17 protein-coding genes are annotated in these 17,748 nt (G+C 46.0%); 5 read left to right on the forward strand and 12 right to left on the reverse strand.

Annotated features, from left to right (window positions below):
* Positions 1-8: 8 nt before the first annotated feature.
* From tpiA to rpsO, 4 genes are all read right to left on the reverse strand, one after another.
* Positions 9-767: a triose-phosphate isomerase gene (tpiA, locus tag PKF022_RS05360; protein ID WP_281776102.1), complete on the reverse strand. Its 759-nt coding sequence runs from the start codon at positions 765-767 to the stop codon at positions 9-11.
* A gap of 16 nt (positions 768-783) precedes the next feature.
* Positions 784-1,782, reverse strand: a complete 999-nt coding sequence (locus PKF022_RS05365) for an NAD(P)H-quinone oxidoreductase (RefSeq protein WP_281776103.1) — start codon at positions 1,780-1,782, stop codon at positions 784-786.
* 24 nt (positions 1,783-1,806) lie between these two features.
* The gene (gene pnp, locus PKF022_RS05370; protein WP_281776104.1) at positions 1,807-3,975 is read right to left on the reverse strand and encodes a polyribonucleotide nucleotidyltransferase; all 2,169 of its coding nucleotides are present in this window, start codon (positions 3,973-3,975) and stop codon (positions 1,807-1,809) included.
* A gap of 267 nt (positions 3,976-4,242) precedes the next feature.
* Positions 4,243-4,512 (reverse strand): 30S ribosomal protein S15, encoded by a 270-nt coding sequence (gene rpsO / locus PKF022_RS05375; RefSeq protein WP_068323724.1) that lies wholly within the window; start codon positions 4,510-4,512, stop codon positions 4,243-4,245.
* Between the two features lie 268 nt (positions 4,513-4,780).
* On the opposite strand from rpsO, the gene PKF022_RS05380 reads away from it, so the two are divergent.
* Positions 4,781-5,323 (forward strand): YSC84-related protein, encoded by a 543-nt coding sequence (locus tag PKF022_RS05380; protein WP_281776105.1) that lies wholly within the window; start codon positions 4,781-4,783, stop codon positions 5,321-5,323.
* A 14-nt stretch (positions 5,324-5,337) separates the two neighbouring features.
* Here the strand turns inward: PKF022_RS05380 and PKF022_RS05385 are convergent, their stop codons facing one another.
* From PKF022_RS05385 to PKF022_RS05410, 6 genes are all read right to left on the reverse strand, one after another.
* Positions 5,338-6,885 carry a 2-isopropylmalate synthase gene (locus PKF022_RS05385; protein ID WP_281776106.1) on the reverse strand — a complete coding sequence of 516 codons (1,548 nt, stop codon included), beginning with the start codon at positions 6,883-6,885 and terminating at the stop codon, positions 5,338-5,340.
* 225 nt (positions 6,886-7,110) lie between these two features.
* Positions 7,111-7,974, reverse strand: a complete 864-nt coding sequence (pssA, locus tag PKF022_RS05390) for a CDP-diacylglycerol--serine O-phosphatidyltransferase (RefSeq protein ID WP_216232010.1) — start codon at positions 7,972-7,974, stop codon at positions 7,111-7,113.
* A gap of 28 nt (positions 7,975-8,002) precedes the next feature.
* Positions 8,003-8,650, reverse strand: a complete 648-nt coding sequence (locus tag PKF022_RS05395) for a phosphatidylserine decarboxylase (protein WP_216214978.1) — start codon at positions 8,648-8,650, stop codon at positions 8,003-8,005.
* Positions 8,651-8,705: 55 nt separating this feature from the next.
* Positions 8,706-9,722: a ketol-acid reductoisomerase gene (ilvC, locus tag PKF022_RS05400; protein WP_068323077.1), complete on the reverse strand. Its 1,017-nt coding sequence runs from the start codon at positions 9,720-9,722 to the stop codon at positions 8,706-8,708.
* 50 nt (positions 9,723-9,772) lie between these two features.
* On the reverse strand, positions 9,773-10,264 hold the full coding sequence (gene ilvN / locus PKF022_RS05405; RefSeq protein ID WP_011902903.1) for an acetolactate synthase small subunit: 492 nt from the start codon (positions 10,262-10,264) through the stop codon (positions 9,773-9,775).
* Positions 10,264-12,051, reverse strand: coding sequence for an acetolactate synthase 3 catalytic subunit (locus PKF022_RS05410; RefSeq protein WP_281776107.1), 1,788 nt, complete (start codon positions 12,049-12,051; stop codon positions 10,264-10,266). The genes ilvN and PKF022_RS05410 overlap by 1 nt, the downstream gene beginning before the upstream one ends.
* 193 nt (positions 12,052-12,244) lie before the next feature.
* Here PKF022_RS05410 and PKF022_RS05415 point away from each other — a divergent pair, with 193 nt between their 5' ends.
* The 4 genes from PKF022_RS05415 to PKF022_RS05430 are packed head-to-tail and all read left to right on the forward strand — an operon-like array spanning position 12,245 to position 14,462.
* Entirely contained in the window at positions 12,245-12,814 is a 570-nt protein-coding gene (locus PKF022_RS05415; protein WP_281776108.1) for an RNA polymerase sigma factor, read from the forward strand.
* The gene (locus PKF022_RS05420; RefSeq protein ID WP_281776109.1) at positions 12,811-13,269 is read left to right on the forward strand and encodes a DUF3619 family protein; all 459 of its coding nucleotides are present in this window, start codon (positions 12,811-12,813) and stop codon (positions 13,267-13,269) included. Before PKF022_RS05415 ends, PKF022_RS05420 begins: the two co-directional genes overlap by 4 nt.
* An 11-nt stretch (positions 13,270-13,280) precedes the next feature.
* Complete coding sequence (locus PKF022_RS05425) at positions 13,281-13,916, forward strand: DUF3106 domain-containing protein (RefSeq protein ID WP_281776110.1); 636 nt, start codon at positions 13,281-13,283, stop codon at positions 13,914-13,916.
* A 9-nt stretch (positions 13,917-13,925) separates the two neighbouring features.
* Positions 13,926-14,462 (forward strand): RDD family protein, encoded by a 537-nt coding sequence (locus PKF022_RS05430; protein ID WP_281776111.1) that lies wholly within the window; start codon positions 13,926-13,928, stop codon positions 14,460-14,462.
* Positions 14,463-14,472: 10 nt separating this feature from the next.
* Here PKF022_RS05430 and PKF022_RS05435 read toward each other — a convergent pair whose 3' ends face one another.
* Entirely contained in the window at positions 14,473-16,959 is a 2,487-nt protein-coding gene (locus PKF022_RS05435; RefSeq protein ID WP_281776112.1) for an FtsX-like permease family protein, read from the reverse strand.
* Complete coding sequence (locus PKF022_RS05440) at positions 16,956-17,741, reverse strand: SDR family oxidoreductase (protein ID WP_281776113.1); 786 nt, start codon at positions 17,739-17,741, stop codon at positions 16,956-16,958. The genes PKF022_RS05435 and PKF022_RS05440 overlap by 4 nt, the downstream gene beginning before the upstream one ends.
* Positions 17,742-17,748: the final 7 nt, after the last annotated feature.

The raw sequence follows: 17,748 nt of genomic DNA on the forward strand, positions 1-17,748 counted from the left end.
TAAAAAATCTATGCCTGACAGATGGCTAGAAAGTCCTGAGGATTCAGTGAAGCACCCCCAACCAATCCACCATCAATATCCGGCATGGCAAACAATTCAACGGCATTGTCAGGTTTGACACTACCGCCATACAAAATTCCTACATGCGAAGCGACGTCCTCATTAAATTCAGCTAACTGCTGACGAATAGCGTGATGCATATCCTGCGCTACCTGAGCGCTAGCAACCTTACCGGTACCAATTGCCCAAACTGGCTCATAAGCAATCAGGCAGTCAGCCAGTCGATCTTGAAGAACGCTAACCTGCTTGGCAACTTGTGAGCAAACAATCTCTTCTGCTCGACCAGAATTTCTTTCATCCGCCGTCTCACCAACACAAATGACTGGCGTCATACCGTTATCCAGAACTTGAAGCGCTTTAGCAGCAACTACCTCATCAACCTCTTGATGCAATTGACGACGTTCAGAGTGACCAACAATGACGTAAGTACAGCCAACTTCTTTGAGCATTGGCGCGGATACCTCACCGGTATATGCGCCAGAACTGTAAGCAGATGCATCTTGCGCTCCTAAGCTCAAAAACGCTAGAGAATGCGCTTTAATTAACTCAGCACATTGAGGCAAATATGGAAATGGTGGACATACGGCATATTTACGACCTGAGGGCATACCACTCTCCATGCCACGAGCAACGATCTTGACCCAGTCTTGATTACTTGCAAGACTGCCATTCATTTTCCAATTGCCGATAACGATGAGTGGTCGCATATGGGTATTGAATTTTCTAGACAGTTAAAACGATTTTGCCAACGTGCTCAGACGACTCCATCAATGCATGAGCATCAGCAGCCTGATCTAGCGTAAATGTCTTATAAATAACGGGCTTGAGTTTGCCCGCATTCAGCAAAGGCCAAACATGTTCAAAGAGCTGCTTGGTAATTTGCTTCTTAAAAGAAACGGGGCGCGGACGCAATGTTGAACCAGTAATAGTCAAGCGTCGACGCAAAATCTGATTGGTACTCACTTCAGCTTTAGAGCCACCCTGGATGGCAATGATCACGATGCGGCCATCATCAGCCAGGCAATCGATTTCTTTTTGCACGTAAGCGCCGGTAACCATATCCAGAATGACGTTTACACCCTTGCCATCTGTAGCTTTTTTGACTTCCTCAACAAAGTCTTGTGTCTTGTAATTGATGGCAAGATCAGCACCTAAAGCCACGCAAGCAGCACACTTTTCATCAGTACCGGCCGTTACAAATACTTTGTGCCCCAAGGCTTTTGCAATCAAGATCGCAGTAACACCAATGCCGCTAGAGCCGCCTTGAACCAGCAAAGTTTCGCCTTCAGCTAATTCACCACGCATGAAGACATTGCTCCAAACGGTGTAGAACGTTTCAGGTAAAGCTGCTGCCTCTTGGTCGCTAAAACCTTTAGGATATGGCAGGCACTGAGCAACAGGTGCGGTACATAGTTCTGCATAGCCACCACCTTGAACTAATGCACACACCTTATCGCCAAGCTTTAATCCAAATACATTGTCAGAGTGAGATAAATCACCACCGACAATCTCACCTGCAACTTCAAGACCGGGAATATCAGATGCACCTGCTGGAACTGGGTAATGCCCTTTGCGTTGTAAAACGTCTGGACGATTAATTCCAGCAGCTAAAACTTTGATCAAAATTTCACCAGTTCCAGCAGCCGGAGCTACTGGATCAGGGCGATTGGTTGGCACCAACATTTCTGGCGCACCAAATTCTTTGATTTCAATTACGCGCATAGATATTCCTACTAGCTAATGTAATTAAGCAGACTCGCCAGATGCAGGAGCAACTTCAGCCACTGCTTCAGTTGCGCCAGCTAAAGGAGCAATCGTGCCACCTTCATCAGCCATCGCAGCTTTCAATGACAAACGTAAACGGCCACGCTCATCAGCAGCCAATAATTTCACGCGAACAATTTGACCTTCAGCCAAATAGTCCTTCACTTCTTTTACGCGCTCATTTGAGATTTCAGAGATGTGCAAAAGGCCGTCTTTGCCTGGAAGAATATTGACCAAAGCGCCGAATTCAAGCAATTTCACAACTGGACCTTCGTAGATCTTGCCTACTTCTGCTTCAGCAGTAATGCCTTCAATGCGTGCTTTTGCTTCTGCCATGCCTTCAGCAGATGTAGAAGCAATAGTTACAGTGCCGTCATCTTTAATGTCGATGCTGCAACCAGTTTCTTTAGTCAACGCTTGAATTGTTGCGCCGCCTTTACCGATTACTTCACGAATCTTGTCTGGATGAATCTTGAAAGAAACCATACGTGGAGCATGTGCGGATAATTCTGTACGAACTGAACCCATCGCTTCTTGCATTTTGCTCAAGATGTGCAAGCGGCCTTCTTTAGCTTGCGCCAAAGCTACTTGCATAATTTCTTTAGTGATACCTTGTACTTTGATGTCCATCTGCAAAGCAGTAATACCATTCGCTGTACCAGCAACTTTAAAGTCCATATCACCTAAGTGATCTTCGTCACCCAAGATGTCTGTCAACACAGCAAAACGATTGCCATCAAGGATCAAGCCCATTGCTACGCCAGCAACGTGCGCTTTAACTGGAACACCAGCGTCCATCATTGCTAAACAGCCACCGCAAACAGAAGCCATTGAAGATGAGCCATTGGACTCAGTAATCTCTGAAACCACACGAATGCTGTATGCAAAATCTTCTGCACTTGGCAATACTGGAATCAATGCACGTTTAGCCAAACGACCGTGACCAATTTCACGACGCTTAGGGCTACCTACGCGACCTGTTTCGCCAGTAGCAAACGGAGGCATGTTGTAGTGGAACATGAAACGATCGCGGTATTCACCTTCGAGCGCATCAATAATTTGCTCGTCACGTGCAGTACCCAATGTTGCAACAACCAATGCTTGAGTTTCACCACGAGTAAACAATGCTGAACCGTGTGTACGTGGCAATACGCCGTTACGAATTTCAATCGGACGAACTGTACGTGTATCACGACCATCGATACGTGGCTCACCATTCAAAATCTGGCTACGAACAATCTTCGCTTCGATTTCAAACATGATGTCGCTCACAGCAACAGCATCAACATCACCCTCTTCGGATAACTTAGCCATTACTTCTTTAGAAATTTCTTTGAGCTTGTCTGAACGAGCGCCTTTTTGACGAATCTGATAAGCCTCACGCAATGGCGCTTCAGCCAATGCAGTTACCTTAGCGATGAATGGCTCATCTTTAGGAGCTGCAGTCCAATCCCACTCAGGTTTGCCAGCTTCACGTACTAAATCATTAATAGCGTTGATCGCTGTTTGCATTTGGTCATGACCATATACAACTGCGCCCAACATCACTTCTTCAGATAATTGATTTGCTTCAGACTCAACCATCAATACAGCTGCCTGTGTACCAGCAACGATTAAATCGAGTTCGCTAGTAGCTTGTTCTGTACGTGTCGGATTCAAGAGGTATTGGCCATTTGCATAACCAACACGTGCTGCACCAACTGGGCCGGCAAATGGGATGCCTGAAACAGCTAAGGCTGCAGATGCAGCGATCAAAGCAGGAATATCAGCAGGAACGTCTGGGTTGATCGACAACACGTGCACCACAACCTGAACTTCGTTCAAGAAACCTTCTGGGAATAAAGGACGCAATGGGCGGTCAATCAAACGGGAGATCAACGTCTCGCCTTCAGATGGACGACCTTCGCGGCGGAAGAATCCACCGGGGATCTTGCCTGCTGCGTAAGTTTTTTCTAGGTAATCAACAGTCAATGGGAAAAAAGACTGGCCTGGCTTTGCAGACTTAGAGGCAACAACTGTACCCATTACTACTGTGTCGTCTACGTTAACGATAACGGCACCACCGGATTGACGAGCAATCTCGCCTGTTTCCATAGTGACTTGATGATTGCCCCATTGAAAACTTTTAACTGCTTTTTTAAACATAGTCATTCTGATCTTCTCCAAATTGTTCACGCAAAACTCACATGAGCATTGCGCTTGTCGTGGGATAAAGCAGTGTCACGACAACACTGGAGCGATTTAAGATCACAAGGGATGCCATTCCAGGGAGACTCTGAACCTTCTTCAGAAGCTCATTGGAATGACACAATCCCCTACACAAATAATCTTGAAGCGCCCAAAAAACATGCCATCTGCTTAAGACTGATTCTGTGAAGAAACAACCCTAAGAAAGATGGCATTGCATACCGATAAGAATTACTTACGGAGACCTAATTTCTCAATCAATGCGCGATAGCGATCCAAATCTTTGCCTTTGAGGTAATCCAAGAGGCGACGGCGACGTGAAACCATCTTCAACAAACCACGACGGCTGTGATGATCTTTAGCGTTAGCCTTGAAATGGGGGGTTAATTCATTGATGCGGGCTGTAAGCAATGAAACTTGAACTTCAGGGCTACCCGTATCGTTTGCGCTGCGCGCGTTTTCTTTGACGATTTCCGCCGTTTTAATATCAGCAACTGCCATTTTTAATACTCCTAACTTGCGAACACGTGAGCTTTCACCCAATATGTGTCGTGCGTATTTAACAAAATAAAACAAAAAAAGCTTTACAAATCAAAGCCCTCGAATTGTAGCAGACAGCAGCCCAAAAGAAAGAATTGCCCCACAGATATTGTTATTCTCTAGGGGTAAATGAATCTTCTAATTATAAAATATCTATATTAATCAATAACTTACAAAAATGATCTCCATTTTCCGCGCTTTCAGCCCCCTCCTTTTCCTAGCTTTTTGCATGAACACCCCTGTTTTTGCCCAGTTTTCAAATCCCTTTGCTTCAGACAAGACGGTTGCCCAGCAACAACAGGACATTTTGACTAAGAACGAACAAACTCTAAAGCGGCTGTATTCCGTTGAGCCAAAAGCTAAAGAGTTAATCGAGAAATCTGCTGGATACGCGACGTTTAGTAATTTTGGAATGAAAATTTTGATTGCCGGCGGCGGCACGGGCAGCGGCGTAGTCATCAGCAAAGATAAAAAGCCGGTTTATATGAATATGGCTGAGGTCCAAGCAGGACTAGGCCTCGGCATCAAGTCCTTTCAGAACATTTTCATTTTTCAAAATGATGCAGCCATGAATGAATTCGTGAATTCAGGCTGGACTTTTGGTGGTCAAGTAACTGCTGCCGCCAAGTATGAAAAAGATGGTGGCGCTTATCAGGATGCAACGGTTGTTGCGCCTGGGGTCTTAATGTATCAACTCACTGACTCCGGCCTTGCCGCTGAAATCACCGGCAAGGGCACGAAGTACTATAAAAATACTGACCTAAATAAGTAATCTGATGATGACGTTTATGGCGTCATCTGCGCATTGAGCTTAGCCTGGCTTGGATCATGCAATTTATTCAAGGCTGATAAATACGCTTTCGCAGAAGCGGCAATGATGTCAGGGTCAGTACCAACACCATTCACAATACGGCCACCTTTTGCTAAACGCACGGTCACTTCGCCTTGCGATTGCGTTCCTGAAGTAATCGCATTAACCGAATAAAGCAACTGCTCTGCTCCACTCTTAGCAATGCCTTCAATAGCATTCAAGCTAGCATCAACTGGACCGTTACCTTCTGCTTCCGAGCTAATCTCTTTGTCACCCATGCGGAAAGTCACACGTGACTTAGGACGCTCACCAGTTTCAGAGTGTTGGCTCAATGAAATAAATTTGTAATGCTCGCCCTCTTCTGCCGCAGAAGAATCAGACATAATGGCAATAATATCTTCGTCAAAAATCTCTGACTTCTGATCCGCCAATGATTTAAAACGAGTAAATGCTTCGTTCAAATCAGCTTCAGCTTCAACCGTAATACCCAATTCTTGTAAGCGTTGCTTAAAGGCATTGCGGCCCGACAATTTACCCAAAACAATTTTATTTGCAGACCAACCCACATCTTCCGCACGCATAATTTCATAGGTGTCGCGGTTTTTTAAGATGCCATCCTGATGGATGCCTGAAGTATGTGCAAAAGCATTTGCACCAACCACCGCCTTATTAGGCTGCACAACAAAGCCGGTAATTTGAGAAACTAATTTAGATGCTGGGACAATTTGTGTAGCATCAATACCGCAAACCATATCAAAATAGTCTTTACGAGTGCGCAATGACATCACAATTTCTTCTAATGCAGTATTGCCTGCACGTTCACCCAAGCCGTTAATCGTGCACTCGATTTGACGAGCTCCACCAATCTTGACGCCAGCCAAAGAGTTAGCCACCGCCATACCTAAGTCGTTATGGCAATGCACAGACCACACTGCTTTATCTGAGTTTGGAACTCGAGTACGCAAGGTCTTAATAAACTCTCCATACAACTCAGGAGTTGCGTAACCTACGGTATCCGGAATATTGATTGTTGATGCGCCTTCATTAATGACCGCCTCAACTACTCTGCATAAGAAATCCATTTCTGAACGATAGCCATCCTCAGCAGAGAATTCAATATCGGAAGCCAAATTACGTGCAAAACGAATAGAACGTTTCGCTTGCTCCAATACCTCTTCTGGAGACATGCGCAACTTCACAGCCATATGCAGAGGGCTGGTTGCCAAGAATGCATGAATTCGTTTGGCATTGGCGGCTTGCAATGCGTCAGCGGCACGAGTGATGTCCTTATCATTTGCTCTGGCTAAAGAGCACACAATAGAGTCCTTAACGGCAGCAGCAACAGCAGATATCGCCTGGAAATCACCTTCAGAGCTTGCTGCAAAGCCAGCCTCGATTACATCAACCTTAAGACGCTCTAACTGACGGGCAATCCGTACTTTTTCGTCTTTAGTCATTGATGCGCCAGGTGACTGTTCGCCATCACGCAAGGTGGTATCAAAAATGATTACTTTGTCGCTCATAACTACTCTCCGGTTTTAAATACTTCTGAACTCATGAATTCAATCTTATAAAACAAAAACCCCAGCAATTTGCTGGGGCTGGTATGTGTTGGCTAATGAATTTTTTTTATCTCATTAACTCAGGCCTTACCCGCCCCAAGCTTTAGGCTTAGTGCTAGCAGAAGAAGGCTAGATAAAAGTGAGAAATTCGTAGTCATGGAATTACTATACCCCAAAATGATGGAATTAGCTAAAACGCTTTCCACTGAGTCGTTCCCAGGCCCAAATCACATAGCCGGATATGGAATACACCACAAACAAACCAAATAGGGTTAATGGCGGGTTAGATGAGATTAGAACAAAGGTCAAAATCATCAAAACCATCACACCAAAAGGCACGCGGTAGCGAACGTCTAAGGCTTTGCCACTATAAAAACGGGCATTGGAAACCATCGTTAAACCGGCATAGACCGCAATGAAGAAAGTTACCCAAGGAATCGCAGTGTCACGCACCGGAATCTTGTTGTCATCAGCCAACCAGATAAAGCCGGCCATTAAAGCCCCAGCTGCTGGGCTTGGCAAACCTTGGAAAAACTTCTTATCCACGACGCCTGTGTTCACATTAAAACGCGCTAAACGTAAAGCAGCGCCAGCGCAGTATGTAAATGCAGCCAACCAGCCCCATTTACCCAAATCTTTTAAGGCCCACTCATATGCAACCAATGCAGGTGCAACACCAAAGGAAACCATATCTGCCAAAGAGTCGTACTGCTCGCCAAAAGCACTCTGAGTATTAGTCATACGCGCTACACGGCCATCCATGCCATCCAAGACTAAAGATGCAAAGATCGCGATTGCCGCCATCTCAAATTGATGGTTCATCGCATTCACAATAGCAAAGAAACCGCAAAACAAAGCTGCGGTGGTGAATGCGTTTGGTAGGAGGTAAATCCCCTTGCTGCGTAAGCGGGGCTTTTGAGGGTGCAACTCTTCTACTTCGTAATCAATTCCATCACCCAACTCCTCTGCCCATTCCTCGTTGGAAATGGGTGTATGTTTATGGGAGAGACGGCTACGGTCTATGCGACCACGACGGCGAAATGTTGTCAAAAAATATCCTAGTGAATAATATTTCGAATCAATCTAAACCAGGCAAACGCGCCAAAGCGGTATTTGTTGCAAATACTTTATCACCAACACTCACTAATGGTTCGGCTGTTAGAGGTAAATACACATCAACACGCGAACCAAAGCGAATAAAACCATAGCGCTCACCGGCTTTAAGGCGGTCGCCAACATGTATATAACAAAGAATACGGCGTGCAATTAAGCCGGCAACCTGAACCAAAGTCACGATTTGACCATTGGCATCAATTACTACGGCATTACGCTCATTCTCTGTAGACGCCTTATCTAAATCAGCATTGACGAACTTGCCAGGGAAATATTGCACTTCCTTCACCAAGCCATTCACCGCGCTGCGATTAGAGTGGACATTGAATACGTTCATGAATACGCTAATTTTCAGCGCTTCACGACCAGCATAAGGATCATTGGTTTTTTCAACCACCACAATGCGACCATCAGCCGGGGACAAAACAAGATCGCGGCCCATTGCAGGAATACGTTGTGGGTCGCGGAAGAACTGCAGAACAAAGATAAAGATAATCCACAGAGGCCATGACCACGCTATGCCACCGAGATAGTGAACAAGTAAAGTCACTGCCCCCACTAACGCTAAATACGGCCAACCTTCTTTCGCAATAATGGGGTGCGGATACATCATCTTTGTTTTGAGCCTTTTTATTTACTGCTATTGGTTAATTGCTTTGCTTTTTAGCTTAGTTCTTAGTTTGGTCAACCAATTTGTTCTTCGCAATCCAAGGCATCATAGCGCGCAATTTAGCGCCAACCACTTCGATGTCATGCTCTGCATTCAAACGACGACGTGAAATCAAAGTAGGCGCACCTGCTTTGTTTTCCAAGATGAAGCTCTTTGCGTACTCACCAGTTTGAATATCTTTCAAGCACTGACGCATTGCATTCTTAGTGTCTTCTGTAACAACGCGTGGGCCAGTGACATACTCACCGTACTCAGCATTATTAGAGATTGAATAGTTCATGTTGGCGATACCACCTTCGTAGATCAAGTCAACGATCAACTTGAGCTCATGCAAGCACTCGAAGTAAGCCATCTCAGGAGCGTAACCAGCCTCAACCAAAGTTTCAAAACCAGCCTTGATCAACTCAACAGCGCCACCACAAAGAACAGCCTGTTCACCGAACAAGTCAGTTTCAGTTTCTTCGCGGAAGTTGGTTTCGATGATGCCAGCACGGCCACCGCCGTTAGCAGTTGCATATGACAAAGCAACATCGCGCGCTGAACCAGATTTATCTTGGTAAACGGCGATCAAATGAGGAACACCGCCACCTTGTGCGTATGTGCCACGAACAGTGTGACCAGGCGCTTTCGGAGCGATCATGATGACATCCAAATCAGCACGTGGCTGAACTTGACCGTAGTGAACGTTAAAGCCGTGAGCAAAAGCAAGGGCAGCGCCCTGCTTGATATTGCCGTGAACTTCCTTGTTGTAAACATCAGCGATTTGCTCATCAGGCAACAACATCATAACTACGTCTGCGTCTTTAACAGCTTCGCCAACTTCTTTTACTGTCAAGCCAGCATTTGCGGCTTTGCTCCAGGAAGCGCCATCTTTACGCAAACCAACGGTAACGTTAACGCCAGAATCTTTGAGGTTCAATGCGTGCGCGTGACCTTGTGAACCATAACCAATGATGGTGACTTTCTTGCCCTTAATAAGGGACAAATCAGCGTCTTTATCGTAAAAAACTTTCATGCTCTTTCCTTGTATTGAAAATGTAATTAATGCAGTAATTAGTTAAAAAATTAAACCTTGAGGATGCGTTCTCCGCGACCAATTCCGGAACCGCCAGAGCGGACAGTTTCCAAAATCGATGCGCGATCGATCGAATCAATAAAGGCATCCAACTTGGCACCATCACCCGTTAACTCAATGGTGTAACTCTTGTCTGTCACATCAATAATGCGACCACGGAAGATATCGGTTGTACGCTTAAGCTCTTCACGCTCTTTACCTACAGCGCGCACCTTGATCATCATGAGCTCGCGCTCAATATGAGGACCTTCACTCAAATCAAATACCTTAACAACCTCAACCAAGCGGTTTAAGTGTTTAGTGATTTGCTCAATGACATCGTCGGAACCAAAGGTAACGATAGTCATACGGGACAAAGATGGATCTTCAGTTGGCGCCACACTTAAAGTATCAATGTTGTAACCGCGCGCAGAAAAAAGACCTACAACGCGTGACAATGCGCCCGGCTCGTTCTCAATCAGTACAGAAATAATATGGCGCATTAGAGATCCTCACTACCCAAAAGCATTTCAGTAATACCCTTACCTGCTTGAACCATAGGCCAAACGTTTTCTTCTGGGTCAGTCTGGAAATCCATAAATACAGTGCGATCTTTTAAGCGAATGGCTTCTTTGAGCGCGCCCTCTACATCGGATTTCTTTTCGATGCGCATACCAACGTGCCCATAGGCCTCAGCCAACTTCACAAAGTCAGGTAATGAATCCATATAAGAGCTGGAATAACGCTTGTTATAAGTCAGTTCTTGCCATTGACGAACCATGCCGAGATAACGGTTGTTCAGTGATACGATCTTGACCGGGGTGTTGTATTGCTTACAGGTTGATAGCTCCTGGATACACATCTGAATAGAGCCTTCGCCAGTAATAGCAAATACATCCTTATCAGGGAAAGCCTTCTTGATGCCCATAGCGTATGGCAAGCCCACGCCCATAGTTCCTAATCCACCAGAGTTAATCCAACGCCGTGGTTTATCAAACTTATAGAACTGAGCAGCCCACATTTGATGCTGACCTACGTCAGATGTAATGAATGCATCGCCACCGGTGAGCTCCCATAATTTCTGAACAACGTATTGCGGCTTCACAATCTGGGAAGCTTCGTCGTATTTCAAGCAATCTTTTTTACGCCACTCATTGATCTGATCCCACCAGGCGGCAACTTTGTCACCATTCTTGCGTGGACCTGCTGCCTTAATTTGCGCAGTCATCTCAACTAATACTTCTTTGAGATTGCCAACAATAGGAACATCCACCTTAACGCGCTTAGAAATCACGGAAGGATCGATATCAATATGAATGATTTTGCGTGGATGGCTAGCAAAGTGTGATGTATTTCCAATCACGCGGTCATCAAAGCGCGCACCAATGGCAATCAATACATCGCTATGTTGCATTGCCATGTTTGCTTCATATGTTCCATGCATACCGAGCATGCCCACAAACTGTGGGCTGGTGCCAGGGAATCCACCCAAGCCCATCAAGGTATTGGTCACTGGATAGCCCAAAAGATCAGCGAACTCTTTTAACTCAGCAGCAGCATCGGACAGGATCACGCCACCACCGGTGTAGATGTATGGACGCTCTGCCTCTTGCAACAAAGCAACTGCTTTGCGAATCTGGCCGCTATGACCCTTGATAACGGGGTTGTAAGAGCGCATCTCCAGTGTTTCTGGATAAACGAACGGGCCTTTAGCCGCTGAGACATCCTTAGGGATATCAATCAACACTGGGCCTGGACGGCCAGTCTGCGCAATATGGAAAGCCTTCTTCAAGACCAAAGGAAGATCCTTCACGTCTTTCACTAAGAAGTTGTGCTTAACAACTGGACGAGTAATACCTACGGTGTCTGCTTCTTGGAAAGCATCTTCACCAATTGCATATGTAGGCACGTTACCGCTGATGATCACCATAGGGATTGAATCGGTATACGCAGTAGCAATACCAGTCACCGCATTGGTTACACCGGGACCTGAAGTGACCAGCGCTACACCAACCTTACCGGTTGCGCGCGCATAGCCATCGGCCGCATGAACCGCCGCTTGCTCATGGCGAACAAGAATGTGCTCAAACTTGTCTTGCTTAAAAATTTCGTCATAAATGAAGAGAACGGAACCGCCTGGGTAACCCCATACGTATTCAACACCCTCTTTGTGCAATGCATGAACGAGCATCTCTGCGCCAATCATTTCTGGAGGCGCTGCATCATTATTTGTATTTGTTGAGTCTTTGTTAGCTTTGCTAGCTAAAAATTCGGCGCTGCTTGTATTCATTTTCTTTCGTCCTTTGCAATTTTCGGCAAAAAATTGATTGGTCTGTTCTGTCTCCTGCTTATGGCCTGAGTTCGAACGGCGCTGCTACCGGAAAAAACCACTTCTTGAATGAGATTCTAGGTAGTAAGCCCTTTATTCTATAGCAATCCCCTAAAATGGCTGAATTCTTACAGATTTAGGTCTAATCCATTGCATGGCATCAGCCAAAGAACTATCTGACTTTCTGAGCAGTGTTGAGCAGCGCGCCTTTAAGCAGGCGGTCTACGCTGTGCGTGACGACGATGCTGCGTTAGATATCGTTCAAGATGCCATGATCAAGTTGGCCGAAAAATATGGGGATAGACCTGCTGCAGAGCTACCCCTGGTTTTCACCAGAATTTTGCAAAATCGCATTCATGATTGGTTTAGAAGGCAAAAGGTAAGAAATACCTGGGTCACCCTTTTTTCCAATATGGGCAAAAAAGCCGATGAAAGCGATGATTTTGACCCCCTGGAGTCCCTATCAGCTCCCGATGACAGTGAAATTCACCAAGATGGGGCTCAAAAGCTTGAAAATAGTCAGCTGTTACAGGCTCTGGAGTCAGAAATATCTAAATTGCCTGTACGTCAACGAGAAGCCTTCCTGATGCGTTATTGGGATGAGCTAAGTATTACTGAGACGGCACTGGCAATGCATTGTAGTGAAGGTAGCGTCAAAACCCACTGTTCTAGGGCCACCCAGACATTAGCTAAAGCATTGAAATTAAAAGGAATTACGCTGTGAAACACTTTGATGACCAATTTACCCAGACTGAAGTCGACCAATTTGGCCAGGCTAGCGCTGCCCTGCTTCGTCAAAGCACTCAGAACATTCCGCAGAGTATTAAGGATCGCCTGTATTCAGCGCGAATGAAGGCTCTATCCGTCAAAAAACCAGAAAAAGTACGTATTCAGAAACAGGTGTTGGCTGGCACCTCTCGGAACTGGACTTCTGGATCCAATGGGGTTTGGGATACCGTAGGTTGGATGGCCCCCCTCGTGGTTTTAGTGTTTGGTCTGATTGGTATTGCCCAGTGGCAAGATGACTCCCGCATTAATGACATCGCCGAAGTTGATGCCGCTTTGTTATCCGATGACGTTCCACCAGATGCCTATGCTGACAGTGGCTTTATGGCGTTTCTTAAAAATGGTCCTTTATCTGAGTCAGATAACTCATCAGACTCTATCCAAAGCAAATAATCCTGACTCATTTGACGTCATCAATAATGAGAACGAATGCGGTTGGCAACCTTGCGCTAATAGTCGCCTTGCTGGTCACTCCAGTGAGTTATGTACTTGCGCAAGCTCAACCCAATAGTCCACCCGGCAAAGTTGCAGCCCTCCCTGAAAAAAAGCCTGACGGCACATGGGAAGGCTTAAAGCCGGCTCAACAGAAAATACTTGCGCCACTTGAAAGCGATTGGGATTACATGCTTCCCGAAAGCCGTAAAAGATGGACGTATATTGCAAATATCTACCCAAAAATGAGTGCTCAAGATCAAGAACGTCTTCAGTCTCGCATGGCTAGCTGGTCTAATCTCTCCCAGAAGGAGCGACGTATTGCGCGTGAAAATTATCTTGCTAGCTTGAAGTTTCCGGCCGAGAAAAAAGCAGAGGCATGGAGCGCTTACCAAAAGCTTAGTGATGAGCAAAAAAAGAAGCTTGCTGAATCAGTCACCAAAAAAAGGCAAACCGCTGTCAGTGCGCCAACCCTTCAGCAACATCCCATCTCTTCAACCGTTACGCTACCTGCTCCAGCGGTAGCGACTCCCACCACACCCATACCATTAGCCTTACCAGCAGAAGAGTCAATACCTGATGCCGAAAGCAATCAGCCTAACAATTGATTTGCTCATATGACGCCAGCTGAACTGAACGCATTACCCTCCCCTCAATTTTGGCGTCGAGTTTCATGCTGCCTCTATGAACAGCTCGTTTTACTGGGTGTCATTGCTTTTACTTTTTTATTACCCAACCTTGGGTTAGGCATTCTTTTTGGCATTTCATTGCCTAGCTGGCTGACTTTTCTTTACCTCTATGCAGTCTTAGGAATTTATTTTGTTTGGTATTGGACCAAGTCTGGTCAGACGCTTGCCATGCAAACATGGCGTGTTCGTATCATTGGTCGCGGTGGTTACACCCTCACCAAACGACAAGCCTTCTGGCGTTACATCTATGGCTCTCTATGGTTAATTCCTTGCGTGATATTGCAATGGGCATTTCATTTGGAGAAGTGGCAAATTATCGAGATGCTCTTTGCGGTAGCCCTATTTATTTGGCCATTGAGTATTTATTTAGACCGTCAAAATAAATTACTTCGACAAAGTCTGCCAGATCGATTGGCTGGTACGCGCTTAGTTGAGCTTCCTAAGAACCTAGTAACCTTGACCTAAGAACTTGGTCTTAGGCTTCACGTAAACATTCAATCGCGGTTGCCTTCTGAATCCTCTTCTGGAAGCGATATCCAGAAGCTAGGCAGGAGATGATTCCAAAGCCAATCCCCATCAATAGAGCCTCGCCAAATGCATTGAATTGGATCTCCACCACATAACGGCCCAAGGCCCAAGCAGCCATTCCAGCGGCAAGACCAGCCAACGCACCAGATAAAAGACCAATCATGAGCAACTCAATATTGGCAATATTAGATAAGGTAATTCGAGAAGCTCCTAAAGCTTTTAATAAGGCAGCGTTTTTATAGCGCTCATCTTGGGTGGCTGCAATGGCAGACATTAAAACCAAAATTGCAGCAATGACAGTGAATGCCAATAGCAATCCTAAGACGGAAGAGAGTTTATTCAGTACTTCCTGAATTTGCTGCAAGGAAGCCGATACGTCCACAATCGTTAGGTTGGGATAAGCTTGGCTCAACTGAAAATCCAGAGACTCTTGTTTGGGTGCTTGATAGTAGGAAGTAATCCATGACTGCGGTAATGCCTGTAACTGAGCGGCAGGCATGATGACAAAGAAGTTCACCCGCATGGAGCCCCAATCCAATTTGCGCAATGAGGTAATCGGGGCAGTTATTTTTTCTCCTGCCACCTCAAACGTGAGCTGGTCGCCCAATTTCAATTTCAAGGTCTTGGCTATACCTGTTTCCATCGAAATCTGTGGTGCATCACCCTCTATCCATTTACCAGTCAACAGTTGATTTCCTGGTGGCATTTGATCCGTGTAAGACAAATTGAACTCGCGATCTACAAGACGCCTTGCATTTTCTTCTGTGTAACTGTTTGGCGTAACGTCTTTGCCATTGATCTCCGTTAAGCGACCTCTCACCATTGGATAAAACTGGGGAGCTAATACACCTGCGTCTTGCAAAGATTGTGTAAGGCCTCGCTTTTGATCTTCTTGCACGTTAATCATGAAGCGATTCGGTGCGTCGGCAGGAATATTGCCTTGCCATGCACTCAAGAAATCTGCGCGCAATAAAAGAACCAATAGAAGCGCCATCAAAGCTATTCCAAGGGCGGTAATTTGGACGACTGCTAATCCCGTTCTACGACCCTGGGAGAGAATGACAAAGCTCAAAGCAAAGCGTTTAGTAGGTATTGAGCAAATCAGCCTTAAAATGCCCCAAGAGACAAAACTGAAGATCACAATGGCAGCAGCAAAGCTCAGGCTAGTCCATAAGGCCAACTTCCAATCACGCGCTGCCATCATAATCAGCACAGCTGCTGCTGCCAATCCAAAAGTCGCCGTCCAAAATGTGGAGACATCAACACCATCAAATTCCTTTCGAATCAAACGAATTGGCGAAACCTTGACCAGGCGAAATATAGCGGGACCCGCAAAGCCAAACAGTAAACACCAGGCAACCAGAATGCTCCAAAAGACAGGCCATAGTGATACCTGCGGCAATTCTGATATGACCAAGTTACCCAAGAGCAACGTTAAGACGTATTGACCGAAATAGCCCAGCAGCGAACCCAAAATAGCCGCAATCAGACCCAGAGTTAAAAGTGTTTGGCCCTGACGCATCAGGATGGCATTGGACTTGGCTCCTAAGCATTTGAGAACCGCACATGCATCCGCTTGTTTACGCGTGTAGCGATGCGCAGATAAGGCAATAGCAACGGCAGCTACCATCGCTGTCAGTAAGGCGATCAAGGATAGAAAACGATCGGCACGTTCCAGTGTTTTGCGCATCATGGGCTGAGCGTTCTCTAAGGTTTCAATACGCACACCCTTTAGCGCTTCTTTCTCAATATATTGAGTTGCCCATGCTCCATACGCAGCAATTTGCCCGTCTGATCCAGCAAGCAATAATCGATAAGTCACCCGACTACCAAGACCAATCAAACCAGTTGAGCTTAAATCAGTCAGCGACATCATCACTCGAGGAGCAAAATTCATAAAGCCTGCACCTCGATCAAGCTCACGCTCTATGACTCCGCCAATGACAAAAATTTTGTCGCCAAGCCGGATGGAGTCACCTTCTTTTGCAGCTAAGCTAGCTAACATGGCAGGATCAACCCATACAACACCTTGTTGGGGCCCAGAGCTGAGTGTGTTGCTGCTGGCTACCGACTGAACACGCAATGATCCGCGTAAGGGGTATTGAGGACTAACCGCTTTTAGGGATGCGAGTTTGCTATTTGCACCAACAGTAGCCATGCTGGGAAACACCACTGTTTGCGCAATCTTTAAATTCTTGCTTTGGGCTTCCTCTAGAAACAAGCTAGGTAAAGGCTGATCAGAAACTATCAGCAAGTCTGATGCCAAGAGTTGACGAGCGTCGAATGCAAACGCTCTTTGCATGCGATCCGCCAAAAAACTCACACTAGAAAGTGCTGTAACGGATAGTGTTAACGCGACAAACAACCAAGCTAATTCAGTTGAGCGCAAAGCACGCTTCAGATCACTGAAGAAGCGAAGTATCAATTGACTCAAATCGCCTGAATTTGACCGCCATCAACACGCATGACAGTGCCTGTAATAAAGGATGCGTTTTGACTAGCTAAAAATGCCGCGGTATCGCCGTATTCCTTAGGGTCTCCATAACGTCCCATCGGAATCTGACTCAAGCTGAGCTTCACCACATCCTCGTAGCTTCTGTTCTCCCGTTTTGCTCGAGCTTCATCGAGCTGACGCAGGCGATCTGTCGCCACCCTGCCCGGCATGATGATGTTGACAGTAATGCCATCGGCGGCTACTTCAGCTGCTAAGGTCTTGGACCAAGCTAGGAGAGCGGCACGCAATGTATTGGAGATAGCTAAATTTTTGATAGGTGCAATCGCGCCTGAAGTGGTGCTGGTAATAATGCGACCCCATTTACGTTGGCGCATACCAGGCAATACTCGATCTGTAATGGCGATTAACGAAAGCACCATATCGTTAAAGCTCTTTTGCCATAGTGCCGGATCTTGGCCGGCCGCTGGTGTTGGTGGCGGACCACCAGTGTTGTTAATAAGGATGTCAATTGGCCCTAATTCTTTTTCTACCTTGGTGATCAAAGAATCAATGACTGATAAATCCGACAAATCCCAGTTAAGTGCCAATGCTTTACCGCCAGCAGCCTCAATTAACTTAACAGACTCCTGTAAGCCTTCAGCATTGCGTCCAGTGACAGCCACTTTCACGCCCTCACGTGCCAGCGATACTGCCATGGCTTGACCTAAGCCACGACTTGATGCCATCACTAAGGCGACCTTCCCCTGAATTCCTAAATCCATGTTGTCT

It is taken from the genome of Polynucleobacter sp. KF022, assembly GCF_027924105.1.
In the GTDB taxonomy this organism is placed as follows: domain Bacteria; phylum Pseudomonadota; class Gammaproteobacteria; order Burkholderiales; family Burkholderiaceae; genus Polynucleobacter.

What these genes read in the sequence shown, in the direction of transcription:
- tpiA (WP_281776102.1), bottom strand. Translation starts at nt 767, where the DNA reads ATGCGACCACTCATCGTTATCGGCAATTGGAAAATGAATGGCAGTCTT.
- pnp (WP_281776104.1), bottom strand. Translation starts at nt 3,975, where the DNA reads ATGACTATGTTTAAAAAAGCAGTTAAAAGTTTTCAATGGGGCAATCAT.
- PKF022_RS05365 (WP_281776103.1), bottom strand. Translation starts at nt 1,782, where the DNA reads ATGCGCGTAATTGAAATCAAAGAATTTGGTGCGCCAGAAATGTTGGTG.
- ilvN (WP_011902903.1), bottom strand. Translation starts at nt 10,264, where the DNA reads ATGCGCCATATTATTTCTGTACTGATTGAGAACGAGCCGGGCGCATTG.
- PKF022_RS05395 (WP_216214978.1), bottom strand. Translation starts at nt 8,650, where the DNA reads ATGATGTATCCGCACCCCATTATTGCGAAAGAAGGTTGGCCGTATTTA.
- PKF022_RS05410 (WP_281776107.1), bottom strand. Translation starts at nt 12,051, where the DNA reads ATGAATACAAGCAGCGCCGAATTTTTAGCTAGCAAAGCTAACAAAGAC.
- PKF022_RS05385 (WP_281776106.1), bottom strand. Translation starts at nt 6,885, where the DNA reads ATGAGCGACAAAGTAATCATTTTTGATACCACCTTGCGTGATGGCGAA.
- PKF022_RS05380 (WP_281776105.1), top strand. Translation starts at nt 4,781, where the DNA reads ATGAACACCCCTGTTTTTGCCCAGTTTTCAAATCCCTTTGCTTCAGAC.
- PKF022_RS05415 (WP_281776108.1), top strand. Translation starts at nt 12,245, where the DNA reads ATGGCATCAGCCAAAGAACTATCTGACTTTCTGAGCAGTGTTGAGCAG.
- ilvC (WP_068323077.1), bottom strand. Translation starts at nt 9,722, where the DNA reads ATGAAAGTTTTTTACGATAAAGACGCTGATTTGTCCCTTATTAAGGGC.
- PKF022_RS05440 (WP_281776113.1), bottom strand. Translation starts at nt 17,741, where the DNA reads ATGGATTTAGGAATTCAGGGGAAGGTCGCCTTAGTGATGGCATCAAGT.
- rpsO (WP_068323724.1), bottom strand. Translation starts at nt 4,512, where the DNA reads ATGGCAGTTGCTGATATTAAAACGGCGGAAATCGTCAAAGAAAACGCG.
- PKF022_RS05430 (WP_281776111.1), top strand. Translation starts at nt 13,926, where the DNA reads ATGACGCCAGCTGAACTGAACGCATTACCCTCCCCTCAATTTTGGCGT.